Genomic DNA, 16,919 nt, shown 5'->3' with positions numbered 1-16,919 from the left:
ATAATGGAACAACTTTTACTACTTATATTTCTACCGCTTGCAGGTGCAATTATTACGGCACTTGCTGGTAAGTCGGCAAAAATCGTTTCTACCGTATTTTCGGTAGCTTCTTTAGTGCTGGCTTTGGTTATCGCCTGCAATTTCATTCCGGATGCAAGTACCCAGTTTGAGGTTAACCTGCCATGGATTGCTGATCTGGGGATTAATTTCCATGCAGGTATTGATGGCATCAGCCTGCTGGTGGTATTGCTTACCAATTTACTGGTACCGATCATCATTTTATCAAGCTACAACCATCAATATAAAAGTCCGGCTGCATTTTATGCATTGATTTTATTCATGCAAACGGGTTTATTATTGGTATTTACCGCATTAGATGCTTTCTTGTTTTATATCGGATGGGAAGCGGCATTAATTCCGATCTACTTTATCTGTGCCATTTGGGGCGGAAAAGACCGCATCCGGATCAACATGAAGTTTTTTGTGTATACCATTGCTGGTTCATTGTTTATGTTGATGGGGATTATTTATCTCTATCTTCAAAACCCTGCGCACAATTTTAACATTCAGGCCTTTTATGCTTTAAACTTAGACAGTGCACAACAGGGATGGGTTTTCTGGGCTTTTTTCATCGCTTTTGCGATCAAGATGCCGGTTTTCCCTTTCCATACCTGGCAGCCTGATACCTATACTGCAGCACCTGCACAAGGAACCATGTTGTTATCAGGTATTATGCTAAAGATGGGTATTTATGGTGTAATCAGATGGTTATTGCCAATTGTTCCGGCAGGTGTTCATGATTGGGGACAGTTGGCTATTGTTTTATCAATCATCGGTATTGTTTATGCTTCGCTGATTGCTTTTACCCAAAAAGATGCTAAACGTTTAGTTGCCTATTCATCTATCGCTCACGTTGGATTAATATCAGCAGGGATCTTTGCTTTTAACCAGCAAGGTATGCAAGGTGCAATGGTGCAGATGTTGAGCCATGGTATTAATGTTGTTGGTTTATTTTTTGTTTTAGATATCATCTTCTCGCGTGTTAAAACCAATAAAATTGAAGAGTTGGGCGGAATTGCCAAAGTAGCACCTCAGTTGTCAATTGCATTCTTAATTATCGTGTTGGGAACAGTGGCTTTACCAGGAACGAATGGATTTATTGGTGAGTTTTTATTGTTGATGGGTGTTTACAACTACGGTATCTGGGCTGCTGCCATTGCCGGTTTAACCATTATCTTTGGTGCGGTTTACATGTTGCGCATGTATCAGAACGTCATGTTGGGACAAACCAATAGCTTAACCATCACTTTTACCGATATCAAAGGAACCGAAAAATTGGTTCTTTATACCATATGTGCATTAATTATTGTTCTGGGTGTTTATCCAAAACCGGTTTTGCATTTAACAGAGGCATCTGTACAACATTTATTAGAACAGGTAAATCAAAAATTAAACACAGTAAATTAAGCAATGAATATTATTATAACCATTAGTATAACAGCTTTTGTAGTGCTTTATGCAGGTTTGTTTAAGGCAAAAAAAGCATTACTACCACTTACCGTTGTTGGCTTACTTACTGCATTGGGATTTACTTTTTCTGCATGGAATGGTAATGCTGTTCATTTCGGAATGATGCAGACAGATAACTTTGCACTGGCATTTTCAGGAATATGTATTGTCGGTACACTCTTAATCTTCTTGTTGACACAGAACTATTTCCACGCCAAAAGCGATAACATAGCCGAGTATTATACCTTGATTCTTTTCGCACTAGCGGGTATGATCATGATGGTATCGTATAAAAATATGGCCATGCTGTTTGTAGGCCTGGAAATCATGGCTGTGAGTTTATACATTTTGGCGGGTATCCGTAAAACGGATTTTGCCTCTAACGAAGCTTCATTAAAATATTTCCTAATGGGGGCTTTCTCAACCGGTTTTCTGTTATTCGGAATAACCTTAATTTATGGTGCAACAGGCTCTTTTGATTTAGATAAAATACAGGCTTACCTGGTCAATAATCAGGCAGTTTCACCCATATTTTATCCTGGGGTAATTCTGATGATGATTGGCTTGAGTTTTAAGGTTGGTGCTGCTCCGTTCCACTTCTGGACCCCAGATGTATATGAAGGTGCGCCATCGTTAATTACCACTTTTATGAGTACAGTGGTTAAAACTGCAGGTTTCGCGGCATTCTTAAGGTTATTTGCTGATGCTTTTGCCCCACTCCACGAGTTTTGGGTTGCGCCATTGATGGTAATCGTTTGTTTAACTTTATTCATAGGCAATGTAACGGCGCTGTTCCAGAAGAACTTCAAGCGTATGCTGGCATATTCAAGTATTTCGCATGCAGGTTATTTATTGTTCTCGTTAATTGTACTAACCAAAAACTCAGGAAATAATGTGCTGGTTTATGCAGCGGCTTATACTTTTGCATCAATTATCGCCTTTGCCGTATTAATTTTGGTTAAACAAAAAACAGGTAGCGATAGCTTCGAGAGCTTTAATGGCCTGGCAAAACGGAATCCGTTAGTTGCATTGTGTTTAACCATAGCCATGCTTTCATTGGCTGGTATTCCGCTGACAGCGGGTTTTATTGGAAAGTACCTAATGTTCCTGAATGTAATGACAGAGTATAAAACCCTGCTTGTGGCATTTGCGATTTTAAATGCACTGGTTGGTTTCTATTATTATTTTAGGGTGATTGTAGCCATGTGGTTTAAAGATGGTGCCGAGACAGAGCTTTCAACACCTTCTCAATATAAAGTGGTTTTGTTGGTTTCTGTAGCAATAACATTGGTATTGGGTATTTATCCTGCAATTATTTTAAACCTCATATAGGTATGTTGTAGTTTAATAATTATTTGTAGTTTTACGAATAATTGAATATGCACGATTTTTGGAATAACCTGCATCAGCTACTTGATCCCGAGAAATTATTGAGGGAGGGCGGATTCTATTTAGTTGTATTCGTTATCTATGCAGAAACAGGGCTGTTTTTCGGCTTTTTCCTTCCTGGTGATTATTTATTGTTTTTGGCAGGAATGTTTGTGGCGACCGGCAAGCTGGATGTAAACATTGCAGTACTCCTGGCTGGGTTATGCGTAGCAGCCATTTCCGGAAATTTTACAGGTTATTGGTTCGGACGTAAAACTGGTCCGGTATTGTATACCAGAAAAGACAGTTTCTTTTTTAAAAAGAGATATTTAAAAGCCGCAAAGGAATATTATCAGAAACAAGGTGCCTTTGCGTTAATAATGGGCAGATTTGTACCTATTGTTAGAACTTTTGCACCGATTTTTGCAGGAGTTGTGAAACTGGATTTTAAAAAATTTGCTTTATATAATATATTGGGTGCCGTACTTTGGATCTGTTCCTTAACTTTGCTCGGTTATTTTTTAGGCAGAAGATTTGAAAAAGAAATCAACGATTATTTATTATATATTATTATTGGCTTTATCCTTATTACAACTATTCCATTATTAATTACCTTTGTAAAAAGTAAAGTAGTGAGTGGCACTGAAGAGGATAAAACAGATTTAAATTAAAAATGGCAAAAGACGATCATCACGCGTGGCATAGCGTATCTCCTGGACACAATGTTCCAGAAATTGTAAACGCAATTATTGAAATTCCTAAGGGCTCAAAAGCGAAATATGAAATAGATAAAGAATCTGGCTTGATTAAGTTAGATAGAGTTCTTTTTTCATCTGTTATGTATCCCGCAAACTATGGTTTTATCCCGCAAACCTATTGCGATGATAAAGATCCATTAGATATTTTGGTACTTTGTTCAGTAGATGTGTATCCAATGACATTGATTGAGGCGAAAGTAGTTGGTGTAATGCATATGGTAGATAATGGTGAGCAGGATGATAAAATCATAGCTGTCGCTGCTCACGATATGTCGGTAAACTATATCAACGATTTAGATGAGTTGCCGCCACACCAGATGAAAGAAATTGTTCGTTTCTTTCAGGATTATAAAGCATTAGAAGATAAAAATGTAACTATCGAACATTTACTTGGTGTTCGCTATGCGCATAAAGTAATAAAAGAAAGCATAGAACTTTATAACACAACATTTAGAGAATTAGCATAATGGATTTACCCACGGTCTGTTTGTTTTTAAATTTAGAGCTTAGTGCAATCCTGCCTACAAACGGAGTTTTGGCTGCGGTACAGGAAACCGATACCACTGCTGTTGGCTGGAGATTATTCCTAGCGTTATTTTTGGTGTTACTTAACGGATTTTTTGTTGCAGCAGAGTTTGCAATTGTAAAGGTTAGGGCATCACAGATTGAAATTAAAGCAAAAACAGGCAGTCGGGTTGGCAAAATGGCCAAAGGGATTATCCATAATCTCGACGGATATTTAGCCGCCACACAGCTAGGCATAACGCTTGCATCACTTGGCTTAGGTTGGGTAGGTGAAGGCGTTATGCATACCATTTTTAAGAATCTCTTCGATAGTTTAGAATGGGGTTTAAGCGATGCTTCGATTCACACAGCATCTACAATTGTAGCCTTTTCGCTCATCACAATCATGCATATTGTCTTTGGAGAATTGGCACCGAAATCTTTCGCTATCCAAAGGCCTGTAGCCACAACGCTTTTCGTTTCTGTACCGTTGCAACTATTTTACGTAGTATTTAAACCATTCATTTGGACACTGAACAGTCTTGCTGCCATTATTCTTAAACCATTTGGCATTGACACATCTGCTGGTCACGAGTCAATCCACAGTACCGAAGAGTTACAGTATCTGCTTGATCAGGGCAAAGAAAGCGGTGCATTGGATAATAACGAGCACGAGCTGATTAAAAATGTATTTGATTTTAATGAGCGTGTGGTAAAGAATATCATGGTGCCACGAACGAAAATTTCTGGTATTGAGCTAACTTCTCCAAAAGAAGAAGTGATAGATACGATTATTAAGGAAGGATATTCGCGTTTGCCTGTTTACGATGATATTATGGATAAGATTGTTGGAATTATCCATGCTAAAGATATTTTACCTTTAGTTGCAGCCGGTAACCAGCACTGGACATTAAAAGATATCATCAGAAAACCATATTTCGTTACCGAAACCAAAAAAATTAACGATCTGATGAGCGAGCTGCAAAGTAATCGCATACAGATTGCGATTGTATTAGATGAGTTTGGAGGTACAGCGGGTATGGTTACCTTAGAGGATATTGTAGAAGAGCTGGTAGGAGAAATACAAGACGAATACGATGAAGAAAAACCATTGGTAGAAAAGGTTTCTGATAATGAATTTATCGTAAATGCATTTGCCACTGTGTATGATGTGAACGAATATCTACCTCACGATTTGCCAGAGGATGAAGATTTCGATACTATTGGCGGATTGGTTTCCCATATTTTTGAACGTATTCCGGAAGTGGGTGAAAGCAACGAATCATATGGTTACCTGTTTACCATCTTAAAAAAGACAGAGCAAAATATCGAAACCATTAAATTAGAACTGGTAATCAATAAAGAAGATATGGTTGATAATCATTAATTTCAACAATGCATATTTTTTATACACCGGATATCACCCAAAATTCTTATACACTAAACGAGGAAGAGAGCAAACACTGTGTTAGGGTGCTTAGGCTAACTATCGGAGATATTGTTAATTTAGTAGACGGGAAAGGTGGCTTTTATACTGCTGAAATTACCTCCGATAATCCCAAGAAGGTTTCTTTGTCTGTTTTAAAGGTAGAAACGGAATTTCATAAAAGAAATCATTATTTGCATATAGCTGTCGCACCAACGAAAAATATCGATCGGATAGAATGGTTTTTAGAAAAAGCTACAGAGTTGGGTATTGATGAAATTACACCTGTTATCACTGATCGGTCGGAGCGAAGGGTAGTTAAGGAAGATCGGCTTAATAAAGTCATTACATCTGCCGTAAAACAATCTATTAAAGCTTATCATCCTAAATTAAATGATGCCATCTCTTTTGAAGCTTTTTTAAGGGAACCTTTTGATGGCCATAGGTTAATTGCGCATTGTATCGATAAGGGAGAAAAACAATATATATCCAAACTGGTTGCACCGCATCAAAAGTATTTAATTCTTATTGGTCCTGAAGGGGATTTCACACCAAATGAAGTTGATTTAGCTTTGAACAAAGGCTTTAAAGCATTAACTTTAGGTGATAACAGGTTGCGCACAGAAACTGCCGCTTTATCTGTTTGTTTTGAAATCAATTACCTTAACCGATAGTCAGTTTGAAGTTTTCAGTTTTCAATTTTCAGTTTTCAAAAGGTGTAAAGTTTTTAACTTTAAGCTTTAGTCTTTTAGCCATAAGCTTAGGCCTTACTGCTTTTATTCCGCCCACTTACCGTATGGCTAAATTAAAGTATAATGGCGGTGGCGATTGGTATGCAGACAGAACAGCTTTACCCAATTTAATTGCCTATTGTAATGCCAATTTGAAAACTAACTTTCATCCTGAAGAAAGTATAGTAGAAGCAGGATCGAGAGAGATTTTCAATTATCCGTTTATTTACATGACCGGACATGGGAATGTTGTTTTCAGCGATCAGGAAATCAGAAACTTGAGGCAATACCTTACAGGTGGCGGGTTTCTTCATATAGACGATAATTATGGCCTGGATAAATTTATAAGGCCGCAAATGAAAAGGGTATTTCCTGAACTTAATTTTGTAGAGTTGCCAGCTAACCATGCTATTTATAATCAAAAGTTTAAATTTTCCGGAGGCTTACCCAAAATCCATGAGCACGATAATAAACGCCCTCAAGGATTTGCTCTAATTTACAAGGGTAGGATAGTTTGTTATTATACCTATGAATGCGATTTAGGGAACGGCTGGGAAGACTTTGGTACTTATCCTGAAGATACGCAGGAAACACGAACCAAAGCGTTAAAAATGGGTGCAAATTTGGTGCAGTATGCTTTAACACAATAAGCCATGTATAAAGTAAAAGTAAACGATCAGTTTTTATTTGAGGTTGAGAACAAGGATTCATCTTTTTTAGTGAATGGAGAGCAGATTCAGCTCGATCTAAGTACAATCGGCCAGGGCAATACACACGTGTTATACCAAAACAGGTCTTTCAGTACGGAACTTGTTGACATCAACAAAAGTGAAAAAACCTGTAAAATAAAGGTAAATGGAAATATTTATCAGATCGTTATTGAAGATCAGTTTGATGTTTTACTAAAGCAACTTGGTCTGGATAATTTGACCACTAATAAAGTTTCTGAGATTAAGGCTCCTATGCCTGGTTTAGTATTAAAGGTTTTGGTTAACGAAAATGCCGAGGTTAAAAAAGGAGATAACCTTCTGGTGTTGGAAGCGATGAAAATGGAGAACATTTTAAAATCATCAACCGATGGGGTGCTTAAAAAGATCCTGATTAAGCAGGGGGATAAAGTAGAAAAAAATCAGATTTTGGTACAGTTTAAATAGTTAGGCTCGTTCACGCTAAGCTATTTGTTGGTGTCGTCACCCTGAACCGAGCATTAGCGAGCTAACCGAAGGTAATTTATTTCAGGGCCGTTTCTCTTGAGTAGATAGATCTCTCCATTTCACTGAGTTTCAATCGAAAGGCCAATTACGGCAGTTAATGACTTGTCTAAAAAATATGCCCCATAAAAAAGTCCCGATCTGGTGTCGGGACTTTTCTTTTTTATCTACCTCTACTCACCCTGTAAGGCTTTTGTGGAGGGTTTTTGAAACTTCTCTTCCCTGCAGTACTAATTTCTGGTGCACCCAGCATGGTCATGGCACAACGGAAACCTACTTCAGCCGATGATTCATCTTGTTGCATAAAACGACGCGTTGCAGGGTTTAACCAGTAAGCCATATCATTCCATGAACCACCTTTATACACTCTTGATTTATCGTTTACCAGTGTTACACCTTCCTCATTTAACAACGTATTTTGTCTGTCGCGATAGCCTCTTTGATCGGCCTGATAACTGGTTGAAGCTACCGGCGATTGTGGATCAGTCGATTTGGAAATCGAATCAGCACGTTTCGCTTGTGCCTGTTTTTCGGCCCAGGTTTGTTTTCTTCCGGAATAGGCATTTTCTTTAATCGGATTACCATATTTATCCAACGCAATTTTTCCACTTTGTGGGTCTGCTAACTTTTTGTTGGTAAAATAGTTACCACGGTAAGGGTTAAATGCGTCAGCATCAGTAAAAGTACCGGTTCTGTAAACATCATTTACCCACTCGTTTACGTTTCCTGCCATATTATATAAGCCGAAGTCGTTTGGCGCGTATTGAATAACCGGAACTGTTAAATCTCCTTTATCGTTCAATGAACCGCCAACCCCCATATAATCTCCAGGCGCTCTTTTAAAGTTCGCCTGAATCATACCTCTGGTTTTCTTTTTGGCAGAACTAACACCTAAGCCATTCCATGGGTAAATTTTATTCTGATTGATATTCTCATATTCCGTATTACCGATCAAACCCAAAGCAGCATATTCCCACTCAGCCTCAGTTGGTAGGCGGTACGGCTGCATAATTACCCCATCTTCTAAGGTAGCAGTTCTCCTTGGCTGGTTATTTTTACCTGTACCTCCTGCCGTTCCACCAGCTGTGGTTGTGGCAGCACCAGCTTTAGTATTATAATCAATAAACGCATTTCTGCCTTTATCATCATACTGGCCATTTAAATAGGCATCTGTATTGAAAGGTTTATCGGGTCTGGGTGTTGCAGGGTCGCCAGCTTTAGCTTTTCCGTTGCCGGCAAGCGTTTTATAATCAGTTAAGATTCCTTTTTCACGTAAAATAAATTCGTTCGCTCTTGAAGTTCTCCATTCACAATAACGTGAAGCCTGTTCCCAGGAAACACCCACTACAGGATAATCACGGTAAGCAGGGTGTCTTAAATAGTTATCTACATAAGGTTCATTATAAGATAATGCCTGGCGCCAAACTAAGGTGTCAGGAAGCTCATTATAATAATACTCTTGATCTTCAGGATAATTGTACCTGATCCAGTGAAGGTATTCTAACCAGTCGGTATTTGATACCTCAGTTTCATCCATATAAAAAGATGGTACGGTTACCTGTCTTTTATAATTATAAATATTGGGCTCAACACCTGGTACTTCAATGGCACTACCGCCAACAACTAAAACCCCGCCCTCAATCGGAATTAAACCAGGGCCTGGTGCCCTTTTATATTGGGTAGCTACTGCAAAAGCACCAGATTGGTTGTTTTTGCTTTTCCTATTTGCATAAGGAATGCCTGTTTTGCTGGAACTCGCACTTTTTGAGCTACAACCCGAAAGGACGACGGCTAATGACAAACAGGTAAAAGAATATAGTATTAGTTTTTTCATAAGAAGCGACTGGATATAACCTAATGGCCTTTTAACCGATAAAATTAAACAAATTTTAACTGAATATATAAATAATGTAGGAATAAAAATAGCTAATGTTTTTTGATCGAATAACGCGTTACTTTAAATTTATGGCTATGTATTTCTTTTAAACGAAATTAACGTTAAATAATTATAAATAAGCAAGATAAAATTATTGGCTGGTCACTTCGCAGGCTTTTATAAGTTGTATAAAGTTTATCATATTATATATTGATCACGAATACAAGATACGATTGAAGCAACTTATGATAAACATCACAAATAAATTAATGTTTAAATACATACTGAAATAAGCCATATTTAGTTTTTGACTTTTCAGCTGTAAAGCCGGTTTGATGAGGATATTCTTTGAAACGACTGATAACTTGTCATTTTGCTAAGTGCTTATTGGTTTTATACTTACAGTTTAATGACTACCACCCATATGTAAAAATCGTATGTTTAATTAGTAAATAATGATAGAATTCGTATTTTGGTGAAATATAAGTTTTGGTTTTACGTTACTGATATATTCTCCAGTGATTATTCAATACCAAAATCTAAAATTACGTACCTTTAAAAGGATGAATTTCAAGTACATTAGTAAACTTGCTTTTTCTGCACTCTCAATGGCATTGGTGTTTGGTAAAACAAATGCTCAGGTAACCATAGGTAATACCCAAACAAACGGTAGTGAAGCAAACAACATTGTAACAGCAGTTCCATTTCTGCTCATTACTCCCGATGCCCGTGCTGGTGCAATGGGTAATGCCGGCGTAGCCGTAGCAGGTGATGTAAATTCATCCAGTATCAATGCTTCTAAACTTGCTTTTCTGGATAAACCTTACGGATTTGCTGTGTCTTACAGCCCATGGTTAAAAAGTTTGGTGCCAGATATTAATCTTGCTTATTTAAGCGGCTTTTACAAGCTTGACGATCGCAATACCATTGGTGCATCTTTAAGATATTTTTCTTTGGGATCTATTCAGCTTACCGATATTAACCAACAGGATCTTGGGATCGCCAATCCTAACGAACTCGCTTTTGATGTTTCTTTCGCGCGTAATTTTGGTAAGGAGTTTTCGCTGGGAACTTCGTTAAGGTATATTTACTCGAATTTGGCTTCCGGTCAGTTTTCTTCTTCCGGACAGGTGCGCAGTGGGAATGCTATAGCAGTTGATGTTTCTGGCTTATATAAAACAGCTACCATATTATTTGGGAGGCAGGCCGTGCTTTCTGCCGGAGCCAATATATCCAATATCGGAACAAAGATGAGTTATTCAGATGGCGGAGAAAATTTCTTTTTACCTACTAATTTTAAAATTGGTGGCGCATCTACATTTACGGTAGATGATTTTAGTACGCTAACCTTTGCGCTTGATTTTAACAAATTACTGGTACCCACACAACCTATATACGATTCAAACAACAACATTGTAAGCGGAAAAGATCCAAACCGCTCGGTACCTGCCGGAATTTTTGGTTCATTTAGCGATGCACCAGGTGGTTTTAGTGAAGAATTAAAGGAAGTGGGGATTTCGACAGGTCTCGAATACTGGTATAATCAACAGTTTGCGGTTAGGGCAGGTTATAACTATCAGAGCCCGATGAAAGGTGACAGCCGGTATTTTACCTTAGGGCTGGGGTTAAAATACAATGTTTTTAATATCGATTTCTCTTATTTAATTGCAAATGCACAGACTAGTCCGCTTGCAAATACCCTACGTTTTGGTCTATTGTTTAACTTTGGCAAAAATAAAGCAAAAGATAAATAAGATTAAAGCAAAATAAACATGAAAATTAGAGTAGGTTTCGGATTTGATGTACATCAGTTAAAAGATCAACATCCCTTTGTTGTTGGTGGTGTTACCTTAGATCACCATAAGGGTGCTTTTGGACATTCGGATGCAGATGTTTTACTTCATGCCATTTGCGATGCGCTTTTAGGGGCCGCTAACCTTCGTGATATTGGTTTTCATTTTAAGAACACAGATGAGAGATGGAAAGGCATCAGCAGTTTAATCCTGCTTAAAGAAACCGTTAAACTACTGTCTGAAAAAGGCTGGCGTATCGGAAATATCGATGCCATGCTTTGTTTAGAAGCACCAAAAATTAACCCCCATATTCCCGCCATGCAACAAAACATTGCTGATGCAACGGGAATTCCTACGGAAGATATCTCCATAAAAGCAACCACCAATGAGCAAATGGGCTTTGTTGGTAGGGAAGAGGGCGTTGTTTCTTATGCCGTTTGCTTAATTGAGAAGTAAAAAAATCTTTTCTGGTTATAACTGAAGAAGTCAAGTTTAAAGCCCACCAGCTATTAAAACTTGACTTCTTTTTAGACCGGGATTTTGTTACGCTACCTGTTCCTTAACATTCCCTGTTCTTTTTATGGTTCCCCAGGTTTCCAACTCACCTTTAATCGCTTTTCTGAACGAACGGAATAATACCACATACATCAACTGTCTCCAGAAAAAACGCTGAAGGAAAATGTAAAGTAAATTGGTGTACTTTTCTTTCTCCATCTTAAAAGCAATTGCTGCAAAAATCATATCCACAAAGATGAAGATAATATAATAGAATAGTACCTGGCCAAAACCGTTATGAAGGCTTAAAATTCCTGAAAATCCGGTTAGTGTTAAATTATTAATAGCGCTTAATGAAAACAGACCGCTAATTAAAGAAATAAGCATAAAGAGATCGGCAAGTGGGGAAAACAATGGTAAAATGATTTGATAAATCAGGATATTTGGCATTCCTACCATCCCAAAATAACCGTATTTTTTGTTTAGCAATGTTTTTCTGTTTTTCCAGAAGCTTTGCATTACTCCGAAACTCCAGCGGAAACGTTGTTTTAGCAGCATGTTTACCGTTTCCGGAGCTTCTGTATAGGCAATTGCTGCATCACAGTTTTTAACTTTATACCCGGCCCTTAAAATCCGCATGGTTAAATCACAATCCTCTGCAAGGGTATCAACAGTAAAACCACCAATTTCTAAAACCACCTTTTTTCTAAAGGCTCCTATCGCTCCTGGCACTACGGTAATCGTATTTAGCAAATCGAAAGCCCTTCTGTCCATGTTTTGGGCCGTGATGTACTCTATCGATTGCCATTTGGTTATGATGTTGTTGGCATTTCCAACTTTTACGGTTCCCGCTACAGCTGCTATTTTATCGCTATAGAAATAGCGCATCAGTTCGGTCACCGCATCATTTTTTAATTGGGTATCAGCATCAATACAAATTACAAATTCAGCATTAGCTTTTGAAATGCCATAGTTTAATGCAGACGCTTTGCCACCATTTTCTTTACAGAAAACCTTTACCTGGGGATGGCTGCCAAAATGTTCATTCACCATTTGAAAGGTTTTATCTTTTGATCCATCATCAACAAAAATCAATTCAAAATCAGGGTAGGTAGTTTTTAACAAACTATTGATGGTTTGAACTGCAGTTACTTCTTCATTGTAGGCCGGAATAATAATGCTTACTTTTTCTGAAGGATGCTGTACTAGTTTACCGGTATTGCGTTTTGCTCTTTTTCGCTGTCTGATCGCTAAATAGGCTATAAATAGGGTTCTTAAAATAGCCAGTACAATGGCAACAGAAAAAATAATATTTAAAATGATGTTGCCGTAATAGAAAAAATTGATGAAAAAATAGTCTCCTGAACCTGAAAAACCACTGTTTGCAGTAGATTTTACGGCGGGCATGAGCTCAGATCTTTTTTTGCCCATCAAATCGCCCACGGTAGTAAAGGTGTAACCTTTGGCCTTAAAAAATTTGATGATCCGCGGTAAAGCTGCAACGGTAGCTTCGCGGTTTCCGCCAGCATCGTGCAGTAAAAGGATATTGCCGTTATTTTGCTGTTTTACCACCTCATTAAAAATCTGATCGGCAGTTTTGCCAGGCTCCCAATCTTCCGGATCGATATATTCTCCAATGTTGATGTAGTTCTCTTTACGGCTTTGTGCAACCGGTAAAATTTCGGAAATGTTCTGTGGCTCGGCATCGGCATTAAATGGTGCACGGAACAAAATGGTACTGTGTCCGGTAACGGCTTCAATTAGCCTGCGGGTTGCATTCAATTCAAATTTCACCCTTTTAGGGCCAATGGCCGACATATCAGGATGGAAAAAGGTATGGTTTCCAATTTCGTAACCATCATTATATTCCTGCCTTAATAACTCCATATTCTTTTCGGCCATAACGCCGACTACAAAGAAACAGCCAGGTACTTTTTCCCGTTTCAAAATATCCAGTACCTGCGGTGTATAAACAGGATCCGGGCCATCATCAAAAGTTAAAGCAATTTTTTTATCGGCCTCTCCAAACCTTTTAATCACGTATTGCTCTGGAAGCCTGGTATATTTTTGATCGGCAATGGAGAAATCTTCTTTATTTAAAGTGAATTTTACGCTGCCTGGTTTAGGAGTAGAAATGAGGTCTAATATTTCACCATCGCCCAAATAGGAGATTCCCCCCATATTTAACGAAGCAATTTTGCGTAAGTCGAATGGTTTTTGCTTTAACGTATCCAAACTTAAGTCGTTAGAAATAAACGACCACAAACGTTTATCTTCCGAACCTAAACGCCATAAAGCTACACCGGCAATATCCCAGTCATCAGCTTTGCGGATTAAATTAAAATAGGTAGCTGCATCGGTAAAATACACCTCGTGTTCAATTCCGCTTCCATCATTGTAAGTATAGTTTAAATTGGCAGAAGCGGGATCGTAGTTTATCTTGCTTTTATAAGTAACCGCTCTTGTCATTGCCTGCTCATAGGTAACCGGTTCTCCAATGCTATTTTTTGGCCAATCGTAACCGTAGCAAGCCAGTGCAAGGATTACTTTGTCAGCATCAACTTTATTGCAGATGTCATCAAGTTTTTCCTCTACCCATTCCTGGTGCGAAATATCACCGGCGTTACTTTGTTCGGTATGCTGATCATAAGCCATTAACACAAGGTAATCGTTATACTTTTGAAGAATTTCAGGCTTATAATCATCATTTTCTGGTGAAATATCCTGAGATACGATCAGTTTTTCAGCGTGAAACTGTGTATAAAGATTCTTCATGAAGGCGTTAAAACTATCACTATTTTGAAGGTTGAGTTCCTCAAAATCTATATTGATTCCACTATAGCCGTATTTTTTGGTTATTGCGATGAGGTCGTAAATCAATTTTTGCTGTGCCGGCTGATCAGTTAACAATCTTCTTACCGCTGCACCATCCCAATGGTCTTTATTATAATTTGAAACCACTGCAAGAGCCGATTTTTTACCGGCATGTATCACATTTAAAGCCGCAGTATCAACTTTGTTTACAATAGAATCGCCATTCAAAAAAAACGATTCTGTAGCAACCATATCCAGGTGGCTGATGTTGCGTTTTAAATCCGATATAGATGATTCTTTACTTGCTGCCCAGCTGACATAAAAAGCCATGTTAATGCGCTTATTATTACCATGATGGGTTAAAATACGGCGTTCACGGTCTTTTTTGATTTTTTGCAACTTTGATTTTTCGATGGTAAAATCTTTATACCGTTGTGATTTTTTTAACCTCTCTAACTGTTTTTGTGTTAAAGGTGTATTCGTATTGATAAATGGCAAACTAGGTGCCTGTACTGAAGACAGTGTGTACACAACACAAATGATTGCGACAATGAAGACTACAAAAAACGTACGGCTTACCCAGGTAAATGCGTGCCAGCGTGTTTTAGTCTCAGTTTGAAATATTTGTTTTCCGGACATTTTTCTTTTCTGATTTATTAATCAAATGTCACTAACGAATATGAAGATTGGATGAATGATTGAAGGGAAGCGTTTTCAGATAAGATCGTTAGTTTTCCCTAAGATACTATTTTTATTAATGAGCTAAAAATGAATACTTAACACCGATTGGCAACCTAATAAAATTGCAGTGCTAACCAGGGATGATAATTCGATCGGCAGGAATTAGGTCAAAATATAAAAGCAAAAAGCCGGCATATTTATCAAAAAATGCCGGCTTAAAATATAAGTTATTTAAACTTCTTAATCCTCTAAATAACCGAATTTACCGTGATTGTAATCTTCAATGGCCTGATGAATCTCAGCCTCGGTATTCATTAAAAATGGGCCATATTGTGCAATAGGCTCGTCTATGGGCGCTCCGCTCAATATTAAAATCACACTATTTTCCAGGGCTTCGATTTTAATCATTGTGCCTTTGTTGCCAAAGTGGACAAAATGATCTGCCGCAGCTGTTTCCGATCCATTTATTTTAATCGAACCTTCAATTACCATGAATCCGGTGTTATAATGCCCGGGAAAATTAAAAGTTGCCTGGCCACCTTTATTTAAGCGGGCATTATAGAGTTCTATCGGGCTAAAAGTAGTTGCATTTCCTTTTATACCTTCATAATTGCCCGCTATAATTTCAATTTTTCCTCCATCTCCGGGTACGTCAAAATGAGCCATGTCTGCCTGTTTAATGGCTTGATAACCAGGTTTCCCCATTTTGTCTTTGGCGGGCAGGTTAACCCAGAGCTGAACCATTTGAAATGGGCCACCAGTTAAGCTGTAATTGGTTTCGTGGTATTCTTTATGTAAAACACCGCTTGCTGCAGTCATCCATTGTACATCACCGGGATAAATTACCCCGCTGTTTCCATAGCTATCATGATGTGCAACCGCACCATGATAGGCAATTGTTACGGTTTCGAAACCACGATGCGGATGAACGCCAACCCCCCGTGGTTCTTTCCTCGCCGAGAATTCGATCTTCGAGCCATAATCCATCAGGAAAAAAGGACTCATATTGATCTGATAACCGCCTGGAAAAAAATTGTGTACCCTAAATCCATCACCAACCATGTGTGGCGCAGGAGCTTTGAGTACTTTTTCTATTTGTTTTGTTTCCATTACCTTCAATATTTAAGGCATGGTGCATAGCGCAAGGAGCATCAGCTGCCCCATGCGCTTTGCTCTATGCTAGATTATGCTTGTTTCACAAACTGTAATTCACCTAAAATGCGCACTTCTTCACTTACCATTACACCACCGGTTTCCAATGCTGCATTCCAGGTTAAACCAAAATCAGAGCGGTTAATTTTTCCACTTAAGGTAAAACCTGCTTTGGTATTGCCCCATGGGTCGGTAGCAATGCCACCAAATTCTGCAGTTAATTTTACGGGTTTGGTTTCGCCCTTAATAGTTAAATCGCCTTTAACGATATAATCGCTGCCATCTTTTTCTACTGAACTGGATTTAAATTCAACGTGGGCAAATTTTTCAGCGTCGAAAAAATCAGCACCTTTTAAATGGTTGTCGCGATCAGTGTTTCCGGTATCAAGCGAACCGATATCACCTTTGAAAGAAATCTCCGCATTTTCGAACTCATCACCTTCAGACAATAATTCTGCTGAGAAAGATTTTAAACTACCGGTTACAGTAGTAATCATTAAGTGTTTTACTTTAAATTGTAATTCGCTGTGGGTTGGATCTAATGTCCATTTTGTAGTTGCCATATCTTTTGTTTTTGAGGTTTTTAATATTAACAACACAA

The 16,919-nt window shown here is 38.3% G+C and carries 14 protein-coding genes; 10 read left to right on the top strand and 4 right to left on the bottom strand.

Features of this window, described 5'->3' with window-relative positions; all coding sequences use genetic code 11:
- The first annotated feature begins 3 nt into the window (after positions 1-3).
- The 8 genes from BM107_RS14100 to BM107_RS14065 all read left to right on the top strand — a co-directional run bounded on the left by BM107_RS14100 (position 4) and on the right by BM107_RS14065 (position 7,450).
- Positions 4-1,467, top strand: a complete 1,464-nt coding sequence (locus tag BM107_RS14100) for a complex I subunit 4 family protein (protein WP_090984385.1) — start codon at positions 4-6, stop codon at positions 1,465-1,467.
- Between the two features lie 3 nt (positions 1,468-1,470).
- Positions 1,471-2,841: an NADH-quinone oxidoreductase subunit N gene (locus BM107_RS14095; protein WP_090984383.1), complete on the top strand. Its 1,371-nt coding sequence runs from the start codon at positions 1,471-1,473 to the stop codon at positions 2,839-2,841.
- A gap of 47 nt (positions 2,842-2,888) precedes the next feature.
- A complete protein-coding gene (locus BM107_RS14090; protein WP_090984381.1) occupies positions 2,889-3,548 on the top strand; it encodes a DedA family protein in 660 nt (219 codons plus the stop codon).
- 2 nt (positions 3,549-3,550) lie between these two features.
- The gene (locus tag BM107_RS14085) at positions 3,551-4,102 is read left to right on the top strand and encodes an inorganic diphosphatase (protein ID WP_025146339.1); all 552 of its coding nucleotides are present in this window, start codon (positions 3,551-3,553) and stop codon (positions 4,100-4,102) included.
- Positions 4,102-5,526, top strand: coding sequence for a hemolysin family protein (locus tag BM107_RS14080; RefSeq protein WP_090984379.1), 1,425 nt, complete (start codon positions 4,102-4,104; stop codon positions 5,524-5,526). Before BM107_RS14085 ends, BM107_RS14080 begins: the two co-directional genes overlap by 1 nt.
- Before the next feature lie 8 nt (positions 5,527-5,534).
- Positions 5,535-6,239 carry a 16S rRNA (uracil(1498)-N(3))-methyltransferase gene (locus BM107_RS14075; protein ID WP_090984377.1) on the top strand — a complete coding sequence of 235 codons (705 nt, stop codon included), beginning with the start codon at positions 5,535-5,537 and terminating at the stop codon, positions 6,237-6,239.
- Between the two features lie 122 nt (positions 6,240-6,361).
- Entirely contained in the window at positions 6,362-6,946 is a 585-nt protein-coding gene (locus BM107_RS14070; RefSeq protein ID WP_208864387.1) for a DUF4159 domain-containing protein, read from the top strand.
- Between the two features lie 3 nt (positions 6,947-6,949).
- A complete protein-coding gene (locus BM107_RS14065) occupies positions 6,950-7,450 on the top strand; it encodes an acyl-CoA carboxylase biotin carboxyl carrier protein subunit (RefSeq protein ID WP_090984373.1) in 501 nt (166 codons plus the stop codon).
- A 220-nt stretch (positions 7,451-7,670) separates the two neighbouring features.
- On the opposite strand, the gene BM107_RS14060 is transcribed toward BM107_RS14065, so the two are convergent.
- Positions 7,671-9,341, bottom strand: coding sequence for an SUMF1/EgtB/PvdO family nonheme iron enzyme (locus BM107_RS14060; protein WP_166672341.1), 1,671 nt, complete (start codon positions 9,339-9,341; stop codon positions 7,671-7,673).
- 605 nt (positions 9,342-9,946) lie between these two features.
- Between BM107_RS14060 and porV the strand changes: the two genes are divergently transcribed.
- Positions 9,947-11,137: a type IX secretion system outer membrane channel protein PorV gene (gene porV / locus BM107_RS14055; RefSeq protein ID WP_090984370.1), complete on the top strand. Its 1,191-nt coding sequence runs from the start codon at positions 9,947-9,949 to the stop codon at positions 11,135-11,137.
- An 18-nt stretch (positions 11,138-11,155) separates the two neighbouring features.
- A complete protein-coding gene (gene ispF / locus BM107_RS14050) occupies positions 11,156-11,632 on the top strand; it encodes a 2-C-methyl-D-erythritol 2,4-cyclodiphosphate synthase (protein ID WP_090984368.1) in 477 nt (158 codons plus the stop codon).
- A gap of 87 nt (positions 11,633-11,719) precedes the next feature.
- Here ispF and BM107_RS14045 read toward each other — a convergent pair whose 3' ends face one another.
- The 3 genes from BM107_RS14045 to BM107_RS14035 all read right to left on the bottom strand — a co-directional run bounded on the left by BM107_RS14045 (position 11,720) and on the right by BM107_RS14035 (position 16,881).
- Positions 11,720-15,124: a trifunctional glycoside hydrolase family 18/polysaccharide deacetylase/glycosyltransferase family 2 protein gene (locus BM107_RS14045; protein WP_090984366.1), complete on the bottom strand. Its 3,405-nt coding sequence runs from the start codon at positions 15,122-15,124 to the stop codon at positions 11,720-11,722.
- 282 nt (positions 15,125-15,406) lie between these two features.
- A complete protein-coding gene (locus tag BM107_RS14040) occupies positions 15,407-16,276 on the bottom strand; it encodes a pirin family protein (protein WP_090984364.1) in 870 nt (289 codons plus the stop codon).
- Positions 16,277-16,350: 74 nt separating this feature from the next.
- A complete protein-coding gene (locus BM107_RS14035; protein WP_090984362.1) occupies positions 16,351-16,881 on the bottom strand; it encodes a YceI family protein in 531 nt (176 codons plus the stop codon).
- Positions 16,882-16,919: the final 38 nt, after the last annotated feature.

Source organism: Pedobacter suwonensis (genome assembly GCF_900111825.1).
GTDB lineage: Bacteria > Bacteroidota > Bacteroidia > Sphingobacteriales > Sphingobacteriaceae > Pedobacter > Pedobacter suwonensis.
The sequence above is the reverse complement of the archived record's forward strand: the minus strand, read 5'-3'. Positions and strand labels throughout refer to the sequence as shown.

Coding starts and splice junctions, on each gene's coding strand:
- porV (WP_090984370.1), top strand. CDS start 9,947: ATGAATTTCAAGTACATTAGTAAACTTGCTTTTTCTGCACTCTCAATG.
- BM107_RS14045 (WP_090984366.1), bottom strand. CDS start 15,124: ATGTCCGGAAAACAAATATTTCAAACTGAGACTAAAACACGCTGGCAC.
- BM107_RS14075 (WP_090984377.1), top strand. CDS start 5,535: ATGCATATTTTTTATACACCGGATATCACCCAAAATTCTTATACACTA.
- BM107_RS14070 (WP_208864387.1), top strand. CDS start 6,362: ATGGCTAAATTAAAGTATAATGGCGGTGGCGATTGGTATGCAGACAGA.
- BM107_RS14065 (WP_090984373.1), top strand. CDS start 6,950: ATGTATAAAGTAAAAGTAAACGATCAGTTTTTATTTGAGGTTGAGAAC.
- BM107_RS14080 (WP_090984379.1), top strand. CDS start 4,102: ATGGATTTACCCACGGTCTGTTTGTTTTTAAATTTAGAGCTTAGTGCA.
- BM107_RS14090 (WP_090984381.1), top strand. CDS start 2,889: ATGCACGATTTTTGGAATAACCTGCATCAGCTACTTGATCCCGAGAAA.
- BM107_RS14085 (WP_025146339.1), top strand. CDS start 3,551: ATGGCAAAAGACGATCATCACGCGTGGCATAGCGTATCTCCTGGACAC.
- BM107_RS14040 (WP_090984364.1), bottom strand. CDS start 16,276: ATGGAAACAAAACAAATAGAAAAAGTACTCAAAGCTCCTGCGCCACAC.
- ispF (WP_090984368.1), top strand. CDS start 11,156: ATGAAAATTAGAGTAGGTTTCGGATTTGATGTACATCAGTTAAAAGAT.
- BM107_RS14095 (WP_090984383.1), top strand. CDS start 1,471: ATGAATATTATTATAACCATTAGTATAACAGCTTTTGTAGTGCTTTAT.
- BM107_RS14100 (WP_090984385.1), top strand. CDS start 4: ATGGAACAACTTTTACTACTTATATTTCTACCGCTTGCAGGTGCAATT.
- BM107_RS14060 (WP_166672341.1), bottom strand. CDS start 9,341: ATGAAAAAACTAATACTATATTCTTTTACCTGTTTGTCATTAGCCGTC.
- BM107_RS14035 (WP_090984362.1), bottom strand. CDS start 16,881: ATGGCAACTACAAAATGGACATTAGATCCAACCCACAGCGAATTACAA.